The 21,942-nt window shown below is 71.3% G+C and carries 19 protein-coding genes; 6 read left to right on the top strand and 13 right to left on the bottom strand.

Features of this window, described 5'->3' with window-relative positions:
- Nucleotides 1-154: 154 nt before the first annotated feature.
- Both ABT034_RS14860 and ABT034_RS14865 read right to left on the bottom strand, forming a co-directional pair.
- Nucleotides 155-1,195 carry a 3-isopropylmalate dehydrogenase gene (locus ABT034_RS14860; protein ID WP_351214986.1) on the bottom strand — a complete coding sequence of 347 codons (1,041 nt, stop codon included), beginning with the start codon at nt 1,193-1,195 and terminating at the stop codon, nt 155-157.
- 105 nt (nt 1,196-1,300) lie between these two features.
- Entirely contained in the window at nt 1,301-1,432 is a 132-nt protein-coding gene (locus ABT034_RS14865) for a hypothetical protein (RefSeq protein WP_256341282.1), read from the bottom strand.
- 263 nt (nt 1,433-1,695) lie between these two features.
- On the opposite strand from ABT034_RS14865, the gene ABT034_RS14870 reads away from it, so the two are divergent.
- Together ABT034_RS14870 and ABT034_RS14875 are read left to right on the top strand one after the other, a co-directional pair.
- On the top strand, nt 1,696-2,037 hold the full coding sequence (locus ABT034_RS14870) for a PadR family transcriptional regulator (RefSeq protein ID WP_351214989.1): 342 nt from the start codon (nt 1,696-1,698) through the stop codon (nt 2,035-2,037).
- Nucleotides 2,034-2,768, top strand: coding sequence for a hypothetical protein (locus ABT034_RS14875; protein WP_351214991.1), 735 nt, complete (start codon nt 2,034-2,036; stop codon nt 2,766-2,768). The genes ABT034_RS14870 and ABT034_RS14875 overlap by 4 nt, the downstream gene beginning before the upstream one ends.
- 7 nt (nt 2,769-2,775) lie before the next feature.
- Here ABT034_RS14875 and ABT034_RS14880 read toward each other — a convergent pair whose 3' ends face one another.
- A complete protein-coding gene (locus ABT034_RS14880; RefSeq protein WP_351214993.1) occupies nt 2,776-3,312 on the bottom strand; it encodes a GNAT family N-acetyltransferase in 537 nt (178 codons plus the stop codon).
- Nucleotides 3,313-3,419: 107 nt separating this feature from the next.
- On the opposite strand from ABT034_RS14880, the gene ABT034_RS14885 reads away from it, so the two are divergent.
- Nucleotides 3,420-4,307 carry an alpha/beta fold hydrolase gene (locus tag ABT034_RS14885; RefSeq protein ID WP_351214995.1) on the top strand — a complete coding sequence of 296 codons (888 nt, stop codon included), beginning with the start codon at nt 3,420-3,422 and terminating at the stop codon, nt 4,305-4,307.
- On the opposite strand, the gene ABT034_RS14890 is transcribed toward ABT034_RS14885, so the two are convergent.
- The 3 genes from ABT034_RS14890 to ABT034_RS14900 all read right to left on the bottom strand — a co-directional run bounded on the left by ABT034_RS14890 (nt 4,297) and on the right by ABT034_RS14900 (nt 7,250).
- Nucleotides 4,297-4,533 (bottom strand): hypothetical protein, encoded by a 237-nt coding sequence (locus ABT034_RS14890; protein WP_351214997.1) that lies wholly within the window; start codon nt 4,531-4,533, stop codon nt 4,297-4,299. The two genes, ABT034_RS14885 and ABT034_RS14890, sit on opposite strands and share 11 nt — an antisense overlap.
- Before the next feature lie 125 nt (nt 4,534-4,658).
- Nucleotides 4,659-6,290 (bottom strand): L-glutamate gamma-semialdehyde dehydrogenase, encoded by a 1,632-nt coding sequence (gene pruA, locus ABT034_RS14895; RefSeq protein WP_351214999.1) that lies wholly within the window; start codon nt 6,288-6,290, stop codon nt 4,659-4,661.
- A 33-nt stretch (nt 6,291-6,323) separates the two neighbouring features.
- The gene (locus ABT034_RS14900; protein WP_351215001.1) at nt 6,324-7,250 is read right to left on the bottom strand and encodes a proline dehydrogenase family protein; all 927 of its coding nucleotides are present in this window, start codon (nt 7,248-7,250) and stop codon (nt 6,324-6,326) included.
- 183 nt (nt 7,251-7,433) lie between these two features.
- Here ABT034_RS14900 and ABT034_RS14905 point away from each other — a divergent pair, with 183 nt between their 5' ends.
- Nucleotides 7,434-8,546 carry a PucR family transcriptional regulator gene (locus ABT034_RS14905; protein WP_351215003.1) on the top strand — a complete coding sequence of 371 codons (1,113 nt, stop codon included), beginning with the start codon at nt 7,434-7,436 and terminating at the stop codon, nt 8,544-8,546.
- 87 nt (nt 8,547-8,633) lie between these two features.
- Here the strand turns inward: ABT034_RS14905 and ABT034_RS14910 are convergent, their stop codons facing one another.
- The 7 genes from ABT034_RS14910 to ABT034_RS14940 all read right to left on the bottom strand — a co-directional run bounded on the left by ABT034_RS14910 (nt 8,634) and on the right by ABT034_RS14940 (nt 19,490).
- Nucleotides 8,634-9,215: a TetR/AcrR family transcriptional regulator gene (locus tag ABT034_RS14910; RefSeq protein WP_351215005.1), complete on the bottom strand. Its 582-nt coding sequence runs from the start codon at nt 9,213-9,215 to the stop codon at nt 8,634-8,636.
- Nucleotides 9,216-9,329: 114 nt separating this feature from the next.
- Nucleotides 9,330-10,919, bottom strand: a complete 1,590-nt coding sequence (gene serA, locus ABT034_RS14915) for a phosphoglycerate dehydrogenase (RefSeq protein WP_351215007.1) — start codon at nt 10,917-10,919, stop codon at nt 9,330-9,332.
- A 237-nt stretch (nt 10,920-11,156) separates the two neighbouring features.
- Entirely contained in the window at nt 11,157-12,158 is a 1,002-nt protein-coding gene (gene ilvC / locus ABT034_RS14920) for a ketol-acid reductoisomerase (protein ID WP_351215009.1), read from the bottom strand.
- Between the two features lie 119 nt (nt 12,159-12,277).
- Nucleotides 12,278-12,805, bottom strand: a complete 528-nt coding sequence (gene ilvN / locus ABT034_RS14925) for an acetolactate synthase small subunit (RefSeq protein WP_030216183.1) — start codon at nt 12,803-12,805, stop codon at nt 12,278-12,280.
- A gap of 41 nt (nt 12,806-12,846) precedes the next feature.
- The gene (locus ABT034_RS14930; protein WP_351215012.1) at nt 12,847-14,697 is read right to left on the bottom strand and encodes an acetolactate synthase large subunit; all 1,851 of its coding nucleotides are present in this window, start codon (nt 14,695-14,697) and stop codon (nt 12,847-12,849) included.
- Nucleotides 14,698-14,926: 229 nt separating this feature from the next.
- A complete protein-coding gene (locus tag ABT034_RS14935) occupies nt 14,927-17,767 on the bottom strand; it encodes a putative bifunctional diguanylate cyclase/phosphodiesterase (RefSeq protein WP_502972924.1) in 2,841 nt (946 codons plus the stop codon).
- A 757-nt stretch (nt 17,768-18,524) separates the two neighbouring features.
- The gene (locus ABT034_RS14940) at nt 18,525-19,490 is read right to left on the bottom strand and encodes a 2-hydroxyacid dehydrogenase (protein WP_351215014.1); all 966 of its coding nucleotides are present in this window, start codon (nt 19,488-19,490) and stop codon (nt 18,525-18,527) included.
- A gap of 75 nt (nt 19,491-19,565) precedes the next feature.
- Between ABT034_RS14940 and ABT034_RS14945 the strand changes: the two genes are divergently transcribed.
- Together ABT034_RS14945 and ABT034_RS14950 are read left to right on the top strand one after the other, a co-directional pair.
- On the top strand, nt 19,566-20,576 hold the full coding sequence (locus tag ABT034_RS14945) for an aldo/keto reductase (protein ID WP_351215016.1): 1,011 nt from the start codon (nt 19,566-19,568) through the stop codon (nt 20,574-20,576).
- A 120-nt stretch (nt 20,577-20,696) separates the two neighbouring features.
- Nucleotides 20,697-21,854 (top strand): PQQ-dependent sugar dehydrogenase, encoded by a 1,158-nt coding sequence (locus ABT034_RS14950; RefSeq protein ID WP_351215018.1) that lies wholly within the window; start codon nt 20,697-20,699, stop codon nt 21,852-21,854.
- The last annotated feature ends 88 nt before the right edge of the window (nt 21,855-21,942 follow it).

The raw sequence follows: 21,942 nt of genomic DNA on the forward strand, positions 1-21,942 counted from the left end.
CGCGGCCCCACGTCCGATTATCGCTCGCGGGGACCGGTGTACGAAACGGGTGAACGCGGTCCAGGGTTCGATGGTGGCACCCGGCGACCGCACAGGTACAGCCGCCGGGTGCAGGTGCGACCCGGCGGCTGCTGTCAAAGTCAGTCGGCGCGGGTCAGCTCGCTACTCGCGCGGCGAGCGCGTCGCCGATCTCGTCCGTGGTGCGGACGGTGCTGCCACGCTCGGTGAGGTCGGCCGCGACGGCCTTCTCGACCCGGGCGGCCTCGGTCTCGTAGCCGAGGTGGCGCAGCAGGAGGGCGACGGAGAGGACGGTGGCCGTGGGGTCGGCCTTGCCCTGACCCGCGATGTCCGGCGCGGAGCCGTGGACCGGCTCGAACATCGACGGGAAGTCGCCGCTCGGGTTGATGTTGCCGGAGGCGGCGACGCCGATGCCGCCGGAGACGGCAGCGGCGAGGTCGGTGATGATGTCGCCGAAGAGGTTGTCGGTGACGATCACGTCGAAGCGGGCCGGGTCGGTGACGAGGAAGATCGTCGCGGCGTCGACGTGCAGGTAGTCGGTGGTGACCTCGGGGAACTCCTGGGCGACCTTCTCGAAGATGTTCGTCCAGAGGTGGCCGGCGAAGGTCAGCACGTTGTTCTTGTGGACCAGCGTCAGCTTCTTGCGCGGGCGGGCCTGGGCGCGGGCGAAGGCGTCCCGGACGACTCGCTCCACGCCGAAGGCGGTGTTGACCGACACCTCGGTGGCGACCTCGTGCGGGGTGCCCTTGCGGATGGTGCCGCCGTTGCCGGTGTACGGGCCCTCGGTGCCCTCGCGGACCACGACGAAGTCGATCTCGGGCTGCCCGGCGAGCGGGGTCGCGACGCCGGGGAGCAGCTTCGAGGGACGCAGGTTCACGTGGTGGTCGAAGGCGAAGCGGAGCTTCAGGAGGAAGCCGCGCTCCAGGACGCCGGAGGGCACCGACGGGTCGCCGATGGCGCCCAGCAGGATGGCGTCGTGCTTCTTGAGGGAGTCGAGGTCGGCGTCGGTGAGGGTCTCACCGGTGGCGTGGTAGCGCTTGGCGCCGAAGTCGTACTCCTCGGTCTCCAGCTTCACGTCCTGGGGAAGGACGGCCGCGAGGATCTTGAGGCCCTCGGCCACGACCTCCTGGCCGATGCCGTCGCCGGGAATGACTGCGAGATTGATGCTGTGAGACATGTCGGCACCCTACTCTTCGTCCCATCGTCTGACACGCGTCGTCCACCATGTGGACGAACCGCCATGCCGGACGGGAACAGCGCGTGTCAGCGGCCGGGGTCGGTGTCAGTGGCCGGTGGAGCCGCCGTTGTCACGGCGGTCGAGGGCGCGCTGGAGGGCGGCGGCGGCGTTCTGGCGGGCCTCGTCGCTGGGGCGGTTGGCGGAGTGACGGACGCGGCGGGCGGTCTGAGCGGCCATGAGGGATCGACTCCTTGAGATCAGTGGTGATCGAAGGCGCCGGAAGGGGCGGGGAGCGCCGCCGCAGGGGTTGCCTGCACAGGGCATCGCGCTCTCGGCCGCCATTCGCTGATGGAGCGAGACGTTCGGCTCCTACAAAGCTAGGACAGCCGGCCGCATCTGTCTCCACAGTTACTCGGACTTCCTACTATCTGAGACGAAGCCTTCCCTCAGGCGTACCTATCTAGTTTGCATTCCTATCTAGTTGGTGATCCAATGCACCCATGGCCGCAGACCGCAGATCCAGTTGGCTCAAGGGAGTCCTCGACCTGCTCGTCCTCTCCCGCCTGACCGACGGCGAGAGCTACGGGTACGAGATCGCCAAGGCCCTCGCCGAGGCGGGACTCGGCGAGATCAAGGGCGGGACGCTCTATCCCGTCCTGAACCGCCTGGAGGAAGGCGGCCTGGTGGAGGCCGAGTTCCGCGCCGGCGAGCGCGGCCCGGGACGCCGCTACTACCGGCTCACCGAACCCGGCCGCGAGCTACTCGCCGCCGAGAGCGGCGCCTGGCTGGACTTCCACCACACCGTACGGACCATGCTCAGCCCAGGGGGGACGACACCATGACCACCGACGCCTACTTCACCCAGCTCTCCGGCGCGCTGCGGGCCGCCGGCGTACCGGACGCGCAGATCACCGCCACCGTCGAGGACCTCCGCGCCCATCTGGCCGAGACCGGGACGGACCCGCGGGAGGAGTTCGGACCCGCCGACGAGTTCGCCGCACGGCTCGGCGGGCTCGCCCCGGCGCCCGGCGAACCGGACGAGCGGGCGGAGACCTGGACCTGGACCGCCGACCTCTTCAACGACCGCCGGATGCTCGCCGTCCACGGCGACCAGGGCTGGGAGGTGGAGTCGCTCGACGCGCTCGGCCGGTTCGTCTGCCGCCGGGCGCAGGGGGCCGCACTGCGCTGGGAGTACCGCCGGGAGGTCATCGGAGCCCGGCGCCGCGCGAAGGTCCTGGCCGAGCTTGAGCCCGAGGGCTGGGAGCTGTGCGGCGAGTGGCTGGTGTACGGCTACTTCAAGCGGCCGCGCGCGGCGACGGCGGGTCCTGCGGGCACCCTGGAGGCCCCGCCGGCCGCCCCGTACCGGTGGCTGTTCCTGAGCCGGCGCGGCAAGGCGGCGCTCGCGGTGTGGCTCGTACTGGTCGGCGGCGCGATGACGGCGTGCTTCATGGGGACGCTCGGCATGGGCGGACTCGCGATCTCCATCGCCCTCGCCTCCATGTTCTCCGCCCTGTACACCTCGCACCTGGAGTCGGCCAAGGGACGCACGACGGAGAACCCGCCCACTCCCTGACGCTCCCTCACATCACGTCGCCGTCCCGCCAGTCGAAGACGAGGGCGGCGGCGGGATCGGGCAGCGTCCGGCCGGCCGCCGGCCGCAGATACACGTACCCCTCCTCCTCCGCGAGCCGGACGACCCCCTCGGGCCCCATGGCCTCCAGGCGCCCCTCCCAGACCTGCCAGCCGCGCGCCCGGTAGAGCGCGGCCCCGTCGTCCGAGGCGCCGAGCGCCCCGAAGAGGTACGCCCCGTCGATGACCCGCTCCAGCTCGGCCATCACGGCCCCGCCGAGCCCCTGCCGCCTGCGGTCGGCGCGGACGGCGACCCCTTCGACGTATCCGACGCGGTAGGAGCGGCCGCGGTGGAGGGCGCGGCGCATCACGACGGCCCCATGCGCGGTGATGCCCCGCTCGTCCTCGGTCCAGGCGTGGACGCCGCCGAGGGTGTGGTCCCAGTCGTCGTCGCCGAAGTCGCCGTCGAAGGCGGCGTCGAGCAGCTCGCGTACGCAGCGGAGCCGGGCGGCCCCGAGTTCATGAGTGGGCGCGATCCTCACGGTCATGGGCCCAGACTCCCACACCCACCTAACCCCTCATCAGGAATTGACAGGTTAGCAACAGGCTGCTTGAGTCACCTAACCAGCTACTGCCACATAAGGGGTTAGAGCAAATGACCGTGCTGCCGACTCGCCACCGCACCACCACCGTCCGGGGCCATGAGATCGCCTACCGCGAGGCAGGCCCGGCCCACGCCCCCGTACTCCTCCTGCTGCACGGGTTCCCCACCAGCTCGCACATGTTCCGCGACCTGATCCCCCTGCTCGCCGACGACTACCGGCTGATCGCCCCCGACCACCTCGGCTTCGGCCGCAGCGCCACTCCCTCGGCCTCCGACTTCGACTACACGTTCGCGGAACTGGCCGCGCTCACCGTCGAGTTCACCGAGGCGCTGGGCCTGGAGCGGTTCGCGGTCTACGTCCAGGACTACGGCTCCCCCATCGGCCTGCGCCTCGCCCTCGCCCACCCCGAGCGGGTCACCGCGATCATCAGCCAGAACGGCAACGCCTACGAGGAGGGCCTCGGCGCCGAGGCCTGGGCGCCGGTCCTCGCCCTGATCGAGAACCGCACCCCCGAGACGGAGGCCCCGGTCCGCGCCATCCGGTCGCTCGACGGCATCCGCTGGCAGTACGAGACGGGCGTCCCCGCCGCCTACCGCGACCGCCTCAGCCCCGACGCCTGGCACCACGACGCCGCCCTGATGGCCCGCGAGGGCCAGGACGGGATCCAGCTGTCCCTCATCGCCGACTACGGCTCGAACTTCGCCCTGTACGCCGCCTTCCAGGAGTACTTCCGCACGAGCCAGGTCCCCCTGCTCGCGGTCTGGGGCGAGGGCGACCAGGTCTTCGTCCCGGCGGGCGCCGAGGCCTTCAGCCGCGACCTCCCCGACGCGGAGATCCACCTCCTCCCCACGGGCCACTTCGCCCTGGAGACCCACGCCCCGCGGATCGCCGAGCTGATCGGTGACTTCCTCGCGCGGCGCGTCCCCCTCAGGCCGTAGCCTTCTCCAGGTCGCGGGCCATGCGCGCCACCCAGTCGGTGAAGGGTTCTCGCTGGGGGCCCTCCCGCCCGCACAGGGCGGCGATCTGCGCGTCCGTGATCCGGTCGGGTCCCGACCCGGTCAGCAGCCGGTGCAGCTCCCTCATCAGGGCCATCATCCGCAGCGCGTCGAGGTGCTCGATCCCGTCGACCCCGTGCCCGGGGCCGATGGTCGTCGAACCAGGCATGACGTACCTCCTCACCGAGCCCCCTCCCAGCAGCGTAAGCCCCCCGCATGAGAACCGCCCCCGTCCTCGGTTTGGGGGACCGGGGAGGGGGGCGGTGATCAGGGGCCGCTCATGCGGCGGGCGGATCAGCCCATGTGCGGGTAGCCGTACTCGGTCGGCGGGACCAGCGTCTCCTTGATGGCGCGGGTCAGCGTCCAGCGCATCAGGTTCTGCGGGGCGCCGGCCTTGTCGTTCGTGCCCGAGGCGCGGCCGCCGCCGAAGGGCTGCTGGCCGACGACGGCGCCGGTCGACTTGTCGTTGATGTAGAAGTTGCCCGCGGCGAAGCGGAGCTTCTCCATCGTGTACGCGGCGGCCGCGCGGTCGCCGGAGATGACCGCGCCGGTGAGGGCGTAGTCCGAGGCCGACTCCATCTGGGTCAGCATCTCGTCGTAGTTCTCGTCCTCGTACACGTGGACCGCGAGGATCGGGCCGAAGTACTCGGTCGTGAAGACCTCGTTCTCCGGGTCGGTGCAGGCGATGACGGTCGGGCGGACGAAGTAGCCCACCGAGTCGTCGTACGTGCCGCCGGCGATGATCGTGCAGCTCGGGTCGGCCGCGGCACGGTCGATGGCCGCCTTGTTCTTGGCGAACGAACGCTCGTCGATGACGGCGCCGACGAAGTTCGACAGGTCGGTGACGTCACCCATGGTGATGCCGTCGACCTCGGCCGCGAACTCCTCCTTGAAGCCGTCGTTCCAGATGGACGCCGGGACGTACGCGCGGGAGGACGCGGAGCACTTCTGGCCCTGGTACTCGAAGGAGCCGCGGGTCAGCGCGGTCTTCAGGATGGCCCGGTCGGCGCTCGGGTGGGCGACGACGAAGTCCTTGCCGCCGGTCTCGCCGACGATCCGGGGGTACGAGCGGTAGTTCTCGATGTTGTTGCCGACCGTCTTCCACAGGTGCTGGAAGGTCTTGGTCGAGCCGGTGAAGTGGATGCCGGCCAGGTCGCGGTGGTTCAGGGCCACCTCGGAGACGGCGATGCCGTCGCCGGTCACCAGGTTGATGACGCCCTTCGGCAGGCCGGCCTCCTCCAGGAGCTCCATGAGGAGCACGGCGGAGTGGGTCTGCGTCGGGGACGGCTTCCAGACCACCACGTTGCCCATGAGGGCGGGGGCGGTGGGCAGGTTGCCCGCGATGGCCGTGAAGTTGAACGGCGTGATCGCGTAGACGAAGCCCTCGAGCGGGCGGTGGTCCAGACGGTTCCACACGCCGGGCGAGTTCGCCGGCGGCTGCTCGGCCAGGATCTGGCGGGCGTACGCCACGTTGAAGCGCCAGAAGTCGACGAGCTCGCACGGGGTGTCGATCTCGGCCTGCTGGGCGGTCTTCGACTGGCCGAGCATGGTGGACGCGGCCAGCGTCTCGCGCCACGGGCCGGCGAGCAGCTCGGCGGCGCGCAGGATGATCGCGGCACGGTCGTCGAAGGCCATCGCGCGCCAGGCCGGGGCGGCGGCCAGGGCGGCGTCGATCGCGTCCTGGGCGTCCTGCGTGGTGGCGCCGCGGAAGGTGCCGATGACGGCCTTGTGGTTGTGCGGCTGGACGACCTTGAACTCGTCGCCGCCGCCCATGCGCTTGACGCCGCCGATGGTCATCGGCAGCTCGCGCGGGTTCTCGGCCAGCTCCTTGAGCTTGGTCTCCAGACGGAGGCGCTCGGGGGAGCCGGGGGCGTAGCTGTGCACCGGCTCGTTGACCGGAGCGGGGACCTGGGTGACAGCGTCCATGGGTCGCGTTACTCCTTGTGAGAGGTGGTGGGCTCAGCCCTTGGTGAGGATGGAGCGGACGAAGAAGAGGAGGTTGGCCGGCTTCTCCGCGAGGCGCCGCATGAAGTAGCCGTACCAGTCGGTGCCGTACGCGGTGTACACGCGCATGCGGTGTCCCTCGGCGGCGAGGCGGTGCTGCTCCTCGCCGCGGATGCCGTACAGCATCTGGAACTCGTACTCGTCCAGTTTGCGCCCGGCGCGGCGGGCGAGCTCCTGGCCGATGGAGATGAGGCGCGGGTCGTGGGAGCCGATCATCGGGTAGCCCTCGCCGTCCATCAGGATCTTCATGATCCGGACGTACGCCTTGTCGATGCCGGGCCTGTCCTGGATGGCGACGGAGGCGGGCTCCTTGTAGGCGCCCTTCACGATCCGGACGCGGGAGCCGTTGGCGGCGAGGCGGCGGGCGTCGTCCTCGGTGCGGAAGAGGTACGCCTGGATGACGCAGCCGGTCTGCGGGAAGTCCTTCCGCAGCTCCTCGTGGATGGCGAACATCGAGTCGAGGGTGGTGTGGTCCTCGGCGTCCAGGGTGACGGTCGTGCCGATCTCGGCGGCGGCCGCGACGACCGGGCGCACGTTGGAGAGGGCCAGTTCGTGCCCGTCCTCCAGGGACTGGCCGAACATCGACAGCTTGACGGACATCTCGGCGCGCTCGCCGAGGCCCAGCTCCTTGAGACGGCCGATGAGCTCCAGGTAGGCGTCCCGGGCGGCGTACGACTGCTCAACGGTGGTGATGTCCTCACCGACGACGTCGAGGGTGACCTCCAGACCGCGGTCGCTCAGCTCCTGGACGATCGGGACGACGTCCTCGACCGACTCACCCGCGATGAAGCGGGCGACGACCTGCTTGGTCCCGGGGGCGGCCGACACGAAACGGCGCATCTTGTCGCTGCGCGACGCGGCGAGGATCACGGGACCCAGCACGGGGACCTCCAGAAGGGCGGGGTGACGAAGGATGCCGTACCCGATCATTCGTAAGAATGCGGGAACAGCACGAAGAACCACCGTGAAACCTATGGATCGCTCCGATCGTCCGCCATCTACAGCTGTCACGCAACCGTGCCCGGCGTCTCATACACATGTCTGAGAGGGTGCGAGAATGGCGCCGTGAAGGGCGATTACCAAGAACTGGTGGACGAGATCTCGGCGCTCCTCGGCGCCCCCGCGACGCTGGAGAACCGCGACTTCGGTCTGATCGCCTTCGGCGCCCACGACAGCGACGACGACACCGCCATGGACCCCGTCCGGACGCGGTCGATCCTGACCCGGAAGTCGACCCCGGCGGTCCGCGCCTGGTTCGAGGGCTTCGGGATCACCCGGGCGACGGGCCCGGTCCGCATCCCGGCCGCCCCTGACGCCGGGGTGTTCCGCGACCGCCTCTGCCTGCCCGTACGCCACCGGGGCGTCGTCCTCGGATACGTCTGGCTGCTCGACGCCGAGCCCGGCCCCGCGCCCGCCCAGCTCACGGCCGCGATGGAGGTCGCCACCCGGATCGGCGACCTCCTCGCCGACGAGGAGCGCGCGGACAGCGACCTCGCGCGCGAGTTCGCCGCGGTCCTGACCAGCGGGCGCGGCTGGCAGAGCGACATGGCCGTCGCGGCGCTCCGGACGGCCCTCGGCCCCAGCGCGGACGGTCTGCACACCGTCGTCTGCGTGACTCCCTGGCAGGGCGAGGCCCCTTCGATCCGGGCGGTCCCCGGCGCGGCGGCGGTCGCCACGCTCCCGGAGAGCGAGTCCCTCGCCGTCCTCGTACGGCTGCGCACGGCCGAGGACCTCTCCCCCGCCCGTACGGCCGCCGACCGGCTGCGCGGCACGACCCCGGCCGGCGTGGCGACCCCCCGCCGGGGCCTCACGGAGCTCGCGGCTGCCTGGCGCGAAGCCAACACGGCGGCCCGCGCCGCCACGGCGCAGCCGACGCTCGGCCCCGTCGCGGAGTGGGCCGGCATCGGCCCGTACCGCCTGCTCGCGGCGCTCTACCACCCGGAGATCGACCCCGTCGTCGCACCGCTGCTCGCCCCCGGCCACGCCGAACTGGCCCGCACCGCCGAGGTGTTCCTCGACAACGCGGGGCAGGCGGGCCGCACGGCGGCGGCCCTGGGCATCCATCGCCAGACCCTCTACTACCGGCTGTCCCGGGTCGAACAGCTCACGGGCCTCGACCTGGACGACGGCGAGGACCGCCTGCTGCTCCACATGTCCCTGAAGTCGGCCCGGCTCTGACGACCGGGCCCTCCGGGCGGCTCTGCGGGAATGCCCCCAGGAGAGCGCCCGGGGCCGTCGCCGACCCCGGTCGGGACCGACGGGCCGTCAGGCCCCCTCCCCCATCAACACCTTGAGCCCCTCCGTGAGGTCGTCGGCGCTCGGGGCCGTGGCCGGGTCGACCATCCACTGGATCATCACCCCGGTCGCCAGGGCCTGGCAGAGCAGTCCGGCCACCCGGGCCTTCTCGGGGTCCGCCTCCGGGTCGAGGCCGAGGAAGCCCTCCGCCATGCCGAGTCGGCCCTCCCGCTGCGGCTCCTTGATCGCCTCGCGCAGCTTCTCGTCGTCGTCGAGCCGGGTGACGACCTCCGTCTGGAGCTTCCAGAGGGGCCGGCTGGCCTCGGCCGCGGCGATCACCTGCTCCCAGACGGCGTGGAAGCGCGCGTACGGCTCGGCCGGCAGCTCCTGCTTCTCCTCGCCCGTGCCGGCGGGGCCGACCCGCTCGCCCCACTCCTCGGTGAGCGCCAGGAAGGCCTGCTGGAGCAGGGCGTCCTTGGAGCCGTAGTGGTAGCCGATGGAGGCGAGGTTGGTGCCGGACGCGGCGACGATGTCGCGGGCCGTGGTGCGCCCGTACCCCTTCTCCAGGAGGCAGCGCTTGGCGCCTTCGAGGAGGTCTTCCTTGTGTCCCATGACAGCACTGTACCCGGCCGCTAGACGCTTGTATAAGACGAGCGTCTAGCGGCCGGGTACGAGGCTACGGGCGAGCCCCCGCGGGGGCGCCGTCCTGCGTCGGATCGTCCCGCGTCAGATCAGGTTGACGGAGCGGGCCGAGGTGGCGCCGATCTCCTCCGCGATCTCCGCGAGCACCGGCGCCGGGAGCGTGTCGTCGACGGTGAGCACGACGAGCGCCTCGCCGCCCTCCTCCGCGCGGGAGACCTGCATCCCGGCGATGTTCAGACCGGCCTCGCCGAGGATCCGGCCGACCGTGCCGACGACGCCCGGGCGGTCCTCGTACCGCAGCACGACCATGTGGTCGGCGAGCGCCAGGTCCACGTCGTAGTCACCGACCGCGACGATCTTCTGAAGGTGCTTCGGGCCGGCGAGCGTGCCGGAGACCGCGACCTCCTCGCCGCTCGAAAGGGTGCCGCGCACGGTGACGACGTTGCGGTGGTCGGGCGACTCGGAGCTCGTCGTCAGCCGGACCTCGACACCGCGCTCCTGCGCGAACAGCGGGGCGTTGACGTACGACACGGTCTCGTCGACCACGTCCTCGAACACACCCTTGAGCGCGGAGAGTTCGAGCACCTTCACATCGTGCTGGGTGATCTCGCCGTACACCTCGACGTCGAGACGGGCCGCGACCTCGCCCGCGAGCGCGGTGAAGATCCGGCCGAGCTTCTCGGCGAGCGGCAGACCCGGCTTGACGTCCTCCGCGATGACACCGCCCTGGACGTTGACCGCGTCCGGGACGAGCTCACCGGCGAGCGCGAGACGCACCGAGCGGGCGACGGCGATACCGGCCTTCTCCTGGGCCTCGTCCGTGGACGCGCCGAGGTGCGGGGTGCAGACGACCTGGTCGAGCTCGAACAGCGGGGAGTCCGTGCAGGGCTCCTTCGCGTACACGTCGAGGCCCGCGCCGGCGACCCGGCCCTCCTTGAGGGCGGTGTACAGCGCCGCCTCGTCGACGATCCCGCCGCGCGCGGCGTTCACGATGCGGACGGAGGGCTTGACCTTGTGCAGCGCCTCGTCGCCGATGAGACCGAGGGTCTCCGGGGTCTTCGGCAGGTGGACGGTGATGAAGTCGGCGACCTCCAGGAGCTCGTCCAGGGCCAGCAGCTTCACCCCCATCTGGGCGGCGCGGGCGGGCTGCACGTAGGGGTCGTACGCGACGATCTTCATGCCGAAGGCGGACATGCGCTGCGCGACCAGGACACCGATGCGGCCGAGGCCGACGACACCGAGGGTCTTCTCGCTCAGCTCGACGCCCGTGTACTTGTTCCGCTTCCACTCGCCGTTCTTCAGCGCGGTGTTGGCCTGCGGGATGTTGCGCGCGGTGGCGACGAGCAGACCGCAGGCGAGCTCGGCGGCGGTGACGATGTTCGACGTCGGGGCGTTGACGACCATCACGCCGGCCTTGGTGGCGGCGGAGACGTCCACGTTGTCCAGACCGACACCGGCACGGGCCACGACCCGCAGCTTCCCGGCGGCGGCGATGGCCTCGGCGTCGACCTTGGTCGCGGAACGGACCAGGATCGCGTCCACGTCGGCGATGGCGGGGATCAGCTCGGCGCGGTCGGCGCCGTTGCAGTGCCGGATCTCGAAATCCGGGCCCAGCGCGTCGACGGTGGCGGGCGACAGCTCTTCAGCGATGAGTACGACAGGTTTCGAGCTCACGTGAGTCCTCACAGATCCAGTGCGGACGGCCGTCCCGACGGCCGCAGGCGGTGGAGGGGGCTTGCCGCGTGAAAGCGCACGACGCTGTGGGCCTGAACGCGAATGTTGTTGAAAGTGTAGTGGTGCTCGGGCGCGGTTCATGCGCCTCGTTGGAAGGATCACCCGTCCGTGGTTGGACGGGGTGTCCAACGATGCGGGAAGGGGCCGGACACAGTGTCCGGCCCCGGCCCTGGAGGCTTACGCCTCCTCGTCGTTCACCCAGCTCATGAGCTTGCGCAGCTCCTTGCCGGTGGTCTCCAGGAGGTGGTTCTCGTCCTGGGTCTTGTACTCGTTGTACTTCTTCAGACCGCCGTGGTACTCGGCCATCCACTCCTTGGCGAAGGTGCCGTCCTGGATCTCCGCGAGGACCTTCTTCATCTCGGCCTTGGTGGCGTCGGTGATGATCCGCGGGCCGGTGACGTAGTCGCCCCACTCGGCGGTCTCGGAGACCGACCAGCGCATCTTCTCCAGGCCGCCCTCGTACATGAGGTCGACGATGAGCTTCAGCTCGTGGAGGCACTCGAAGTACGCGATCTCCGGCTGGTAGCCGGCCTCGGTCAGGACCTCGAAGCCCGCCTTGACCAGCGCCGCGGTGCCACCGCAGAGAACGGCCTGCTCGCCGAAGAGGTCGGTCTCGGTCTCCTCGGTGAAGGTCGTCTTGATGACGCCGGCGCGGGTGCCGCCGATGCCCTTGGCGTACGAGAGCGCCAGCGCGAAGGCGTTGCCCGTCGCGTCCTGCTCGACGGCGGCGATGCACGGAACGCCGCGGCCCTCCTCGTACTGACGGCGGACCAGGTGGCCCGGGCCCTTCGGGGCGACCAGGGCGACGTCGACGCCCTCGGGCACCTTGATGAAGCCGTAGCGCACGTTGAGGCCGTGACCGAAGAAGAGCGCGTCGCCCTCCTTCAGGTTGTCCTTGATGGACTCCTCGTAGACCTGGGCCTGGATCGGGTCCGGCGTGAGGATCATGATGAGGTCGGCCTCGGCCGCGGCCTCGGCCACGGAGACGACGCGCAGACCCTGCTCCTCGGCCTTGGCCTTGGACTTCGAGCCCTCCTGGAGACCGACGCGGACGTCGACACCGGAGTCACGGAGCGACAGCGCGTGGGCGTGGCCCTGGCTGCCGTAGCCGATCACCGCGACCTTGCGGCCCTGGATGATGGACAGGTCGGCGTCGTCGTCGTAGAACAGCTCGGCCACTGGGAATCTCCTTGAGGTGCTGGTGGTGCGTCCCACCGTACGGCGGGGAGCGGGAGGAAGGTTTTCGGGTCTCGTCAGTCGGACCGCCGGATGGACCGGCGGTCGACCGTCTATGACTCTCAGGCGCTGCGGTCGAGGGCCCGCAGGGACCGGTCCGTGATGGACCGGGAACCACGCCCTATGGCGATCGTGCCGGACTGCACGAGCTCCTTGACGCCGAACTGCTCCAGCATCTTGAGCATGGCGTCGAGCTTGTCACTCGAACCGGTGGCCTCGATGGTGACCGCCTCGGGTGAGACGTCCACGGTCTTGGCGCGGAACAACTGCACGATCTCGACGATCTGGGAGCGGGTCTCGTTGTCGGCGCGGACCTTCACCAGGACGAGCTCGCGCTGGATCGCGGCGCTGGGCTCGAGTTCGACGATCTTCAGGACGTTGACCAGCTTGTTGAGCTGCTTGGTCACCTGCTCCAGGGGCAGGTCCTCGACATTGACCACGATGGTGATGCGGGAGATGTCGGGGTGCTCGGTGATGCCGACGGCGAGGGAGTCGATGTTGAACCCGCGGCGGGAGAACAGGGCGGCGATCCGGGCGAGGATGCCGGGCGTGTTCTCGACGAGAACGGAGAGCGTGTGCTTGGTGGACATGGTCTGGGTCTCTTCCTTTTCGCTCTGCTTCGTTCCGCGGTTCAGTCGTCTTCGCCGTCGCCGAAGTCGGGGCGGACGCCCCGCGCGGCCATGACCTCGTCGTTCGAGGTGCCGGCGGCGACCATCGGCCAGACCTGGGCGTCCTCGTGGACGATGAAGTCGATGACGACCGGCCGGTCGTTGATGGCGTTGGCCTCGGCGATGACCTTGTCCAGGTCGGCCGGGTCCTCACAGCGCAGGGCGACGCAGCCCATGGCCTCGGACAGCTTGACGAAGTCGGGGACGCGGGTGCCCTTGTTCGCCTGGACGTCGTCCGGTCCGGAGTGCAGGACGGTGTTGGAGTAACGCTGGTTGTAGAAGAGGGTCTGCCACTGGCGGACCATCCCGAGAGCGCCGTTGTTGATGATGGCGACCTTGATCGGGATGTTGTTCAGGGCGCAGGTGGTGAGCTCCTGATTGGTCATCTGGAAGCAGCCGTCGCCGTCGACAGCCCAGACCGTGCGGTCGGGCATGCCGGCCTTGGCGCCCATCGCGGCCGGGACCGCGTAGCCCATCGTGCCGAGGCCGCCGGAGTTCAGCCAGGTGGCCGGCTGCTCGTAGTCGATGAAGTGGGCGGCCCACATCTGGTGCTGGCCGACGCCCGCGGCGAAGATCGTGCCCTCGGGGGCGAGCTGCCCGATGCGCTGGATGACCTGCTGCGGCGAGAGGCTGCCGTCCTCCGGCAGGTCGTAACCGAGCGGGTAGGTCTCGCGCCAGCGGCTCAGGTCGCTCCACCAGGCGGTGTAGTCGCCCTTGTTGCCCTCGCTGTGCTCGGCCTGGACGGCCTGGATCAGGTCGGCGATGACCTCGCGGGCGTCACCGACGATCGGGACGTCGGCGGCGCGGTTCTTGCCGATCTCGGCCGGGTCGATGTCCGCGTGGACGATCTTGGCGTACGGGGCGAAGCTGTCGAGCTTGCCGGTGACGCGGTCGTCGAAGCGGGCGCCGAGCGCGACGATCAGGTCGGCCTTCTGCAGCGCGGTGACGGCGGTGACGGCGCCGTGCATGCCGGGCATGCCCACGTGCAGCGGGTGGCTGTCGGGGAAGGCGCCGAGGGCCATCAGGGTGGTGGTGACCGGGGCGCCGGTCAGCTCGGCGAGGATCTTCAGCTCGCCGGTGGCGCCGGCCTTGAGGACGCCGCCGCCGACGTACAGGACGGGGCGCTTGGCCGCGCTGATCAGCTTGGCGGCCTCGCGGATCTGCTTGGCGTGCGGCTTGGTCACCGGGCGGTAGCCGGGCAGGTCGGTCTGCGGCGGCCAGCTGAACGTCGTCTTCGCCTGGAGGGCGTCCTTGGCGATGTCGACCAGGACCGGGCCCGGGCGGCCGGTGGAGGCGATGTGGAAGGCCTCGGCGATCGTCCGCGGGATGTCCTCGGCCTTGGTGACGAGGAAGTTGTGCTTGGTGATCGGCATCGTGATGCCGCAGATGTCCGCCTCCTGGAAGGCGTCCGTGCCGATCGCCTTCGAGGCGACCTGGCCGGTGATCGCGACGAGCGGGACGGAGTCCATGTGCGCGTCGGCGATCGGGGTGACGAGGTTGGTCGCACCGGGCCCCGAGGTCGCCATGCAGACGCCGACCCTGCCGGTCGCCTGGGCGTAGCCGGTGGCCGCGTGGCCCGCGCCCTGCTCGTGGCGGACCAGGATGTGGCGCACCCGCTGCGAGTCCATCATCGGGTCGTAGGCCGGGAGGATCGCGCCGCCGGGGATGCCGAAGACGGTGTCGGCGCCCACTTCCTCGAGAGAACGGATGAGGGACTGCGCACCCGTGACGTGCTCGACGGTGGTGGCGGGCTGCGCGCCGCTACGGGGCCGCGGCTGCGGATGGTGCCCGGTGGCCTGGTCGGTCATCAGCATCTCTTCTCGAAGCAGAGGGTTTTTGCGAGGTGTTTTACGAGGGTTTGCGTCGACTTTGAGGGGAGCCGGTGCAACAAAAAACCCCTCGTGCCGTGAGGCAAGCGAGGGGAGCGCGTCGGGTGCTTTTCAGCGAGGTCCGGAGGAGGGCCCTGCTTCAGCCGACGCGCTTTCCAAGTACGAGAATTCGGGTGCGCATGGCACTGACCCTCCCTCTCAGGCCTCATCACTGTCAAGTGGGTGGGACGGGCGTCTCAGTATTTGAGCGGAACGGGGGACGGTTTCCGACCCGTACGGGCACTCCGCCGGGCAGCGGGTACTCGTCCCGCACCAGGGCTCTGCGCAGCCGGTACTCGTCCAGCGGGCCCGAGAAGGCCATGCCCTGGGCGTGGCTGCAGCCCATCGCCCGCAGGGCGATCACCTGCTCCGGTACGTCGACGCCCTCGGCGACGGTCCGCATGCCGAGCTCACCGGCGATACGGAGCACCCCGCGGGTGATCTTGCGGAGCCGCGCCGACTCGACCACGCCCTCGACGAGGGCCCGGTCCAGCTTCAGTATGTCGACGGGAAGCCGTCTCAGCGCGTTGATCGCCACATGTCCGCTGCCGAATCCGTCGAGCGCGATCCGCACCCCGAGCCGGCGCAGGGTGATGAGGCGCTGCTCCAGCTCGTCGAGGGAGATCCTGGGGTCGCTGTCGCCGACCTCGATGATCAGCGAGCCGGACGGCAGGCCGTGCCGGGTCAGCAGGGACTCGATGGAGCCGAGCGGCAGCGAGCGGTCCAGGAGCCGGCTGGCGGAGAGCCGGATGGACACGGGCGCCCGGTGGCCGATCCCGGCCCGCTCGGCGGCCTGCTCCACGGCCGCTTCGAGCAGCCAGCGGCCGAGCTCGGCGGTGCGGTCGCCGTCGTCGGTGACCCGGAGGTACTCGGCCGGGGTGAAGAGGATGCCCTGGGCGGAGCGCCACCGCGCCTGGGCGCTGACGGCGGAGATCCGGCCGGTGGAGAGGTCGACGACCGGCTGGTGGAGGAGGGCGAACTCGCCGTCGTGGAGGGCGGTGCGCAGCCGGGCGGCCAGCTCCGTCCTGCGTACCACCTCGGCCTGCATCTGGGGCGCGTAGAGCTCGACGCGGTCCTTGCCGGCCGCCTTGGCCCGGTACATGGCGAGGTCGGCGTTGCGCAGGAGGTCGCCGGCCTCGATGCCGGGCTCGGCGAAGGCGACCCCGATGGAGGCGGCGACCCGGACCTCGTTGCCGCCGTCGAGGCGGTACGGGCGGGAGAGGGTGAGCCGGAGCCGGTCGGCGATCTCCTGGACCTGGCTGCGGCGGGCCGCCTGGTCGCGGCCGCCGTCCCCGAGGATGAGGGCGGCGAACTCGTCGCCGCCGAGCCGGGCGGCCGTGTCCCCGGCCCGTACGGAGTCGTGGAGGCGGCGGGCGGCCTGGACGAGGAGGTCGTCGCCCGCCTGGTGGCCGAGACGGTCGTTGACCCCCTTGAAGCCGTCGAGGTCGATGAAGAGCACGGCGGTGCCGGGGTCGGAGGCGCGGCGGCCGCCGAGCGCCTGCCGGACGCGCCGGGTGAAGAGCGCCCGGTTGGGCAGGTCGGTGAGCGGGTCGTGCTCGGCGTTGTGCTGCAACTGGGCCTGGAGCCGGACGCGTTCGGTGACGTCCCGGCTGTTGAAGATCAGGCCGCCCTGGTGCCGGTTGACGGTCGACTCGACGTTGAGCCAGTCGCCGCGGCCCGAGCGGAAACGGCACTCGATCCGGGTGGTGGGCTCCTCGGCGGGCGAGGCGGCCAGAAAGCGCCGTACCTCGTGGACGACGGCGCCGAGGTCCTCGGGGTGGATCAGCGAGGCCAGCTCGGAGCCGATCAGCTCCTCGGCGTCCCTCCCGTACACACCGGACGCGGCCGGGCTGACGTAACGGAGGATCCCGGACGGCGCGGCGATCATGATGACATCGCTCGACCCCTGCACGAGTGACCTGAAGTGGTTCTCCTTCTGGGCCAGTTCATGGGTGAGGGCGATGTTGTCGAGGAGCATGATGCCCTGCCGTACGACCAGGGCGAGGACCACCGTGCAGCCGGTGAGGACGACGACGCGGTCGACCCTGCGTCCCTCGACGACGTTGTAGAGGATGCCGAGGGTGCAGACCGCCGCGGCGAGGTACGGGGTGAGGGCGGCGAGCGAACCGGCGACCGGGCGGCTGTGGAGCCACGGTCCGCGCGGCGGGGCGGCGCTGTCCGGGAGCCTGCGCACCCCCCAGGGGGCGTAGGCGAGCAGCAGGGAACCGGCGAACCAGCCGGCGTCGAGCAGCTGGCCCGAGGCGTAGTTCTCGCGGAGCAGCGGCGAGGTGAACAGGGCGTCGCACAGGACGGTCAGGGCGAGGGCGGCGATGGCGGTGTTGGTCGCCGAGCGGTTCGCCTGCGAGCGCCGGAAGTGCAGGACCAGGACCATGCTCACGAGGACGATGTCGAGCAGCGGGTACGCCAGTGACAGCGCCGACTGGGCGACGGACTCGTCCTGGACGTCGGCGGTGCGGGCGAGGGCGAGGCTCCAGGAGAGCGTGAGCAGGGAGCCCCCGATGAGCCAGGCGTCGAGCCCCAGGCAGACCCAGCCGGCCCGGGTGACGGGCTTCTTGGCGAGGACGAGGAGGCCGACGATGGCCGGCGGCGCGAAGAGTAAGAAGAAGAGGTCGGCGGCGGAGGAGTCGGGCACCTCCGTGCGGAGCACCACCTCGTACCAGCCCCACACGGCGTTCCCCGCGGCGGCCATGAAGGAGGAGAAGGCGAAGAGCAGCCAGGCGGGACGGGCGCTGCCGCGGTGGGTGCGGCCGTAGAGGAAGCAGGAGACCGCGGCGGTGAGAGCGGCGGCGCTGAGTCCGAAGTCGCCCATGAAGAGCGCGAGCTCCGGCGAGCCCCAGCCGAGTGAGGCGCCGGTCGTGTAGCCCGCGCAGATCAGCCCCAGGGCGATCTGGGCGGCGACTCCGCCGGCGCCGGCGCGCCCGGGGGCGGGGCGGCCGGAGTCGCCGCCGTCGTCGCTGACGGGGCGGCGCGCGAGGACCGCCCCGGGGGCGCTCACCGGGCCCTCCGGTACCGCACCACCGCACCCGGCCGCGTCGTGCGGGCGCGCCGGCGGCTCGTCGGCGCGCCCGGGAGCGTGCCCGTCGCAGTCGTGGGGGCCGGCGGGGTCGGGGGGGCCGGCGGGGTCCCGCACGGCAGCGGGGGCCGACTCCGGTACGGCGGCACCACAGGCGTCGCAGGCGCCGGCCGTCGTGAGGGCGCCCGGCCCGGAGTCCCGTCCGGCGTCCTGCTCGGAGTCCCGACCGGAGTCGCGCTCGGTGTCCTGCTCGGAGTCCCGCTCAGTGTCCGGTGGGCCGGCGGCGCGGGGCGCGCGGTGCGGCGCGGCCTGGTCCGGCACGGAACGCGCGAGGCCGGTGGCGAGGCGCGGAAGGCTCGCCGGTGGCGGCGTCGCCGCGTCGGATCGTCGGTCCTCCGGCCGTGCTCCACCCGTCGCCCCCCTCGGAATCTGATGACCCGTCACTTTGCTCCCCAGCGTCAGCCCGTACTCGACGCAGTCCCCGTTCCGGGACGATACACCAGGACCGTCACTCAGGGACAGGGTCGCAGTACTCTCCGTGACGGCCAGAGGCTTGTACGCAGCGCGTGTCGGGGGCGAGCACCACCCGACCGGCCCAACCGCGGCCGCTCCCGACCGCCTTCCCCGGCGCGCTCCCGTCACACCCGGGGCGGGCACGGCGGTCGGTCGCCGTGGGGCGGGCGGCCGCGGTCCGGGGTGCGGGCGGGCCGCGTCAGCCGTGGTGCGGGGTGGCTCCGGCTCAGTCGGTGGTGAGGAGGACGTTCGTCAGCTCCTCGCCCGCCGCGAACCGCCGCAGCTGCCCCGCGACCAGCCGCTTCGCGCGCGGCATGAAGGCCGAGGTGGAACCCCCCACATGGGGACTGATCAGGACACCTTGAGCGTGCCACAACGGGTGCCCGGCCGGCAGCGGTTCCGGGTCGGTGACGTCCAGCGCCGCCGTGATCCGGCCGCTCTCGACCTCCTTGAGCAGGGCGGCCGTGTCCACGACCGGCCCCCGGGCGACGTTCACGAGGAGAGCCCCGTCCTTCATCCTGGCCAGGAAGCCGGCGTCGGCGAGGTGCGTGGTGCCGGGCGTGAGCGGGGTGGAGAGCACGACGACGTCCGCCTCCGGAAGCAGCGCGGGCAGTTCCGTCAGGGCGTGGACCTGACCGCGCGCTGTGGTGCGCGCGGAGCGCGCGACGCGCGACACCCGCGCGCACTCGAAGGGCGCGAGCCGGTCCTCGATGGCGGCGCCGATCGACCCGTACCCGACGATCAGGACGGACTTGTCGGCGAGCGCCGGGTAGAAGCCGGCCCGCCACTCCTCGGCGTCCTGGCCGCGCACGAAGCCCGGGATGCCCCGCAGCGAGGCCAGGATCAGCGCGAGCGTGAGCTCGGCGGTGCTGGCCTCGTGGACGCCCTTGGCGTTGCAGAGGGACACGCCCGGCGGCAGGGAGGGGATGCCGGGCGTGACGTGGTCGATGCCCGCGGACAGCGTCTGGACGGCCCGGACCGAGGTCATCGCGGCCAGCGGCCGGACCGCGATCTCGGTGCCCTTCATGTACGGGACGACGTAGAAGGCGCAGTGCGCCGGGTCGGCGGGGAACTCCGGTCCGCCGTCCCAGAAGCGGTAGTTCAGGCCCGACGTGCCCGGCTCGGGGAGACCTTCGATCTCGTCCGCGGGAATCGGAAGCCACACGTCAGCGGTGGTGTCTTCGAATCTCATGACCGGGAGGCTATGCGAAGAATCCCGAGCGCCATTGGTTACTTTGGGGGACGGCACAGGGAGGGGTACCGGCAGGTGGAGCGCAGGACAATCGGGGCGACGGCGCTCGACGTGGGTGCGATCGGCCTGGGGTGCATGCCGATGAACTGGGCGTACAGCCGTTCGGACCAGCGGGGGGACCGCTCGCTGCGGACCGTGCACGCGGCGCTCGACGCCGGGGTGAGCCTGCTCGACACCGCCGACATGTACGGGCCCTTCACCAACGAGCTTCTCGTGGGGCGGGCGTTGAAGGAGCGACGGGGGGATGCCTTCGTCTCGACGAAGTGCGGACTGCTCGTCGGCGACCAGCACGTGGTCGCCAACGGCAGGCCGGGGTACGTGCGTCGGGCCTGCGACGCCTCCCTGCGGCGGCTCCAGACCGATGTGATCGACCTGTACCAGCTGCACCGCGCGGACCCCGAGGTGCCGGTCGAGGAGACCTGGGGCGCCATGGCCGAACTGGTCTCCGCGGGCAAGGTCCGGGCGCTCGGCCTGTGCGCCGTCGGCGCCCGGTCGGCCCGCAGGGGCGCGACGGGCGCGAACCGTGACGGCTATGAGGGAACGATCCGCCAGTTGGAGCGGGTCCAGCAGGTCTTCCCCATAGCCGCGGTGCAGGCCGAGCTGTCGGTGTGGTCGCAGGAGGCGCTGGTCCGGCTGCTGCCGTGGTGCGCGGCGCGGGGCGTCGGCTTTTTGGCGGCGATGCCGCTGGGGAACGGTTTCCTCACCGGGACGCTGACGCCCGGCGGCGGCTTTGAGCGGGACGATCCGCGGGCCCGGCACCCCCGGTTCACGGCCGAGATGATGGCGGCGAACCAGCCGATCGTGGCGGGCCTGCGGCGGGTGGCCGCGCGGCACGGGGCGGACGTCACCCCGGCGCAGGTGGCGCTGGCGTGGGTGCTCGGCCGCGGGCCGCACGTCGTGCCGGTGCCGGGGGCGAAGCGGGAGCGGTGGGCGGTGGAGAACGCCCGGGCGGCCGGGCTGCGGCTCACGGCGGAGGACCTGGCGGAGATCGCGGCGCTTCCGCCGCCCCGGGGGTCCTGGGACTGAGGGTGTGCGGGATCTTCCGTGGCGAGCGGGGATCTTCGGCGGCGGGAGGGAACCCGATCGGGCCGAGCGGTGTATCAAGAGTGAAGGGATGCCGCTCGACTCGTCGGAAGGGACCGTGCCATGAGCCGTCCTGCAGTTGTGAAGGCCCTGTGGGGCGCCGCCGTGCTGGTCCTGGTGGCGGGCTGCTCCTCGGGAGGTGCGGAGGATCGCCCGGGTACGGCTCCGCCGACGTCGGTGTCGGCGACAGCGCCCCCGGCCGGCTCCGCGAGCGCGGCTCCTTCCGGGACGGCCTCCGCCGCCGGCCGGGTGGCGGTGGCGGGCACGCTCACCGAGGGACTGAAGTCGCCTTGGGGGCTCGCGGAGCTGCCGGGCGGGAATCTCCTCGTCTCCTCGCGGGACGAGCGGACGATCACCCGGGTCGACGGGCGGACCGGGGCGAAGACCTCGCTCGGCGAGGTGCCGGGGGTGGTTCCGGGCGGTGAGGGCGGGCTCATGGGCCTCGCGGTCCGGGACGGCTGGGTGTACGCGTACCTGACGGCGGAGTCGGACAACCGCATCGTGCGCATGCGGTACGGGGGCGGGGCCGGGGACCGGCTCGGCGCGCCGCAGCCGGTGCTGACCGGCATCCCGAAGGGAGTCGTGCACAACGGCGGCCGGATCGCGTTCGGGCCGGACGGGATGCTCTACGCGGGGACGGGTGAGACGGGCGAGACCGGTCTGGCCCAGGACCGGGAGTCGCTGGGCGGGAAGATCCTGCGGATGACACCGGAGGGCAGGCCGGCGCCGGGCAATCCCTCCGCCGGATCGGTGGTCTATTCGTACGGGCACCGCAATGTGCAGGGAATCGCCTGGGACTCGGCGGGGCGGCTCTGGGCCGCCGAGTTCGGGCAGAACACCTGGGACGAGCTGAACCTGGTCGAGTCCGGGAAGAACTACGGCTGGCCGGAGGCCGAGGGGCGGGCCGGGCGGGCCGGGTTCGTGGACCCGGTGGCCCAGTGGCCGACCTCGGAGGCCTCGCCCAGCGGGATCGCGTACGCGCGGGGCGCGATCTGGATGGCCGGGCTCAGAGGTGAGCGGCTGTGGCAGGTCCCGCTCTCCGGCGCGAAGCTCTCGGGGGACCCGAAGGCGTTCCTGACGGAGGAGTACGGGCGCCTGCGCACGGTCCTCGCGGGAGGCGGCGGGCGGCTCTGGCTGGTGACCAGCGAGACGGACTCCCGGGGCACTCCCGAGCCGGGGGACGACAGGATCCTCCGGCTGGAATTGTCAGACGGGCCCTAGTCTTCTGAGTCGGGAATTCTGTTCAGATGTATAAGCTTGGCCGGTGGCACGTACTGGGCGGCCGAAGGCCGAGTTGATCCTGTCGGAT

The sequence above is a fragment of the Streptomyces sp. NPDC002773 genome (genome assembly GCF_040295605.1).
Classification (GTDB): Bacteria; Actinomycetota; Actinomycetes; order Streptomycetales; family Streptomycetaceae; genus Streptomyces.

Excerpts from the sequence above, each read along its gene's own strand:
- ABT034_RS14860 (WP_351214986.1), bottom strand. The coding sequence starts at position 1,195 with ATGTCTCACAGCATCAATCTCGCAGTCATTCCCGGCGACGGCATCGGC.
- ABT034_RS14865 (WP_256341282.1), bottom strand. The coding sequence starts at position 1,432 with ATGGCCGCTCAGACCGCCCGCCGCGTCCGTCACTCCGCCAACCGCCCC.
- ABT034_RS14870 (WP_351214989.1), top strand. The coding sequence starts at position 1,696 with ATGGCCGCAGACCGCAGATCCAGTTGGCTCAAGGGAGTCCTCGACCTG.
- ABT034_RS14875 (WP_351214991.1), top strand. The coding sequence starts at position 2,034 with ATGACCACCGACGCCTACTTCACCCAGCTCTCCGGCGCGCTGCGGGCC.
- ABT034_RS14880 (WP_351214993.1), bottom strand. The coding sequence starts at position 3,312 with ATGACCGTGAGGATCGCGCCCACTCATGAACTCGGGGCCGCCCGGCTC.
- ABT034_RS14885 (WP_351214995.1), top strand. The coding sequence starts at position 3,420 with ATGACCGTGCTGCCGACTCGCCACCGCACCACCACCGTCCGGGGCCAT.
- ABT034_RS14890 (WP_351214997.1), bottom strand. The coding sequence starts at position 4,533 with ATGCCTGGTTCGACGACCATCGGCCCCGGGCACGGGGTCGACGGGATC.
- pruA (WP_351214999.1), bottom strand. The coding sequence starts at position 6,290 with ATGGACGCTGTCACCCAGGTCCCCGCTCCGGTCAACGAGCCGGTGCAC.
- ABT034_RS14910 (WP_351215005.1), bottom strand. The coding sequence starts at position 9,215 with ATGGGACACAAGGAAGACCTCCTCGAAGGCGCCAAGCGCTGCCTCCTG.
- ilvN (WP_030216183.1), bottom strand. The coding sequence starts at position 12,805 with ATGTCCACCAAGCACACGCTCTCCGTTCTCGTCGAGAACACGCCCGGC.
- ABT034_RS14930 (WP_351215012.1), bottom strand. The coding sequence starts at position 14,697 with ATGCTGATGACCGACCAGGCCACCGGGCACCATCCGCAGCCGCGGCCC.
- ABT034_RS14940 (WP_351215014.1), bottom strand. The coding sequence starts at position 19,490 with ATGAGATTCGAAGACACCACCGCTGACGTGTGGCTTCCGATTCCCGCG.
- ABT034_RS14950 (WP_351215018.1), top strand. The coding sequence starts at position 20,697 with ATGAGCCGTCCTGCAGTTGTGAAGGCCCTGTGGGGCGCCGCCGTGCTG.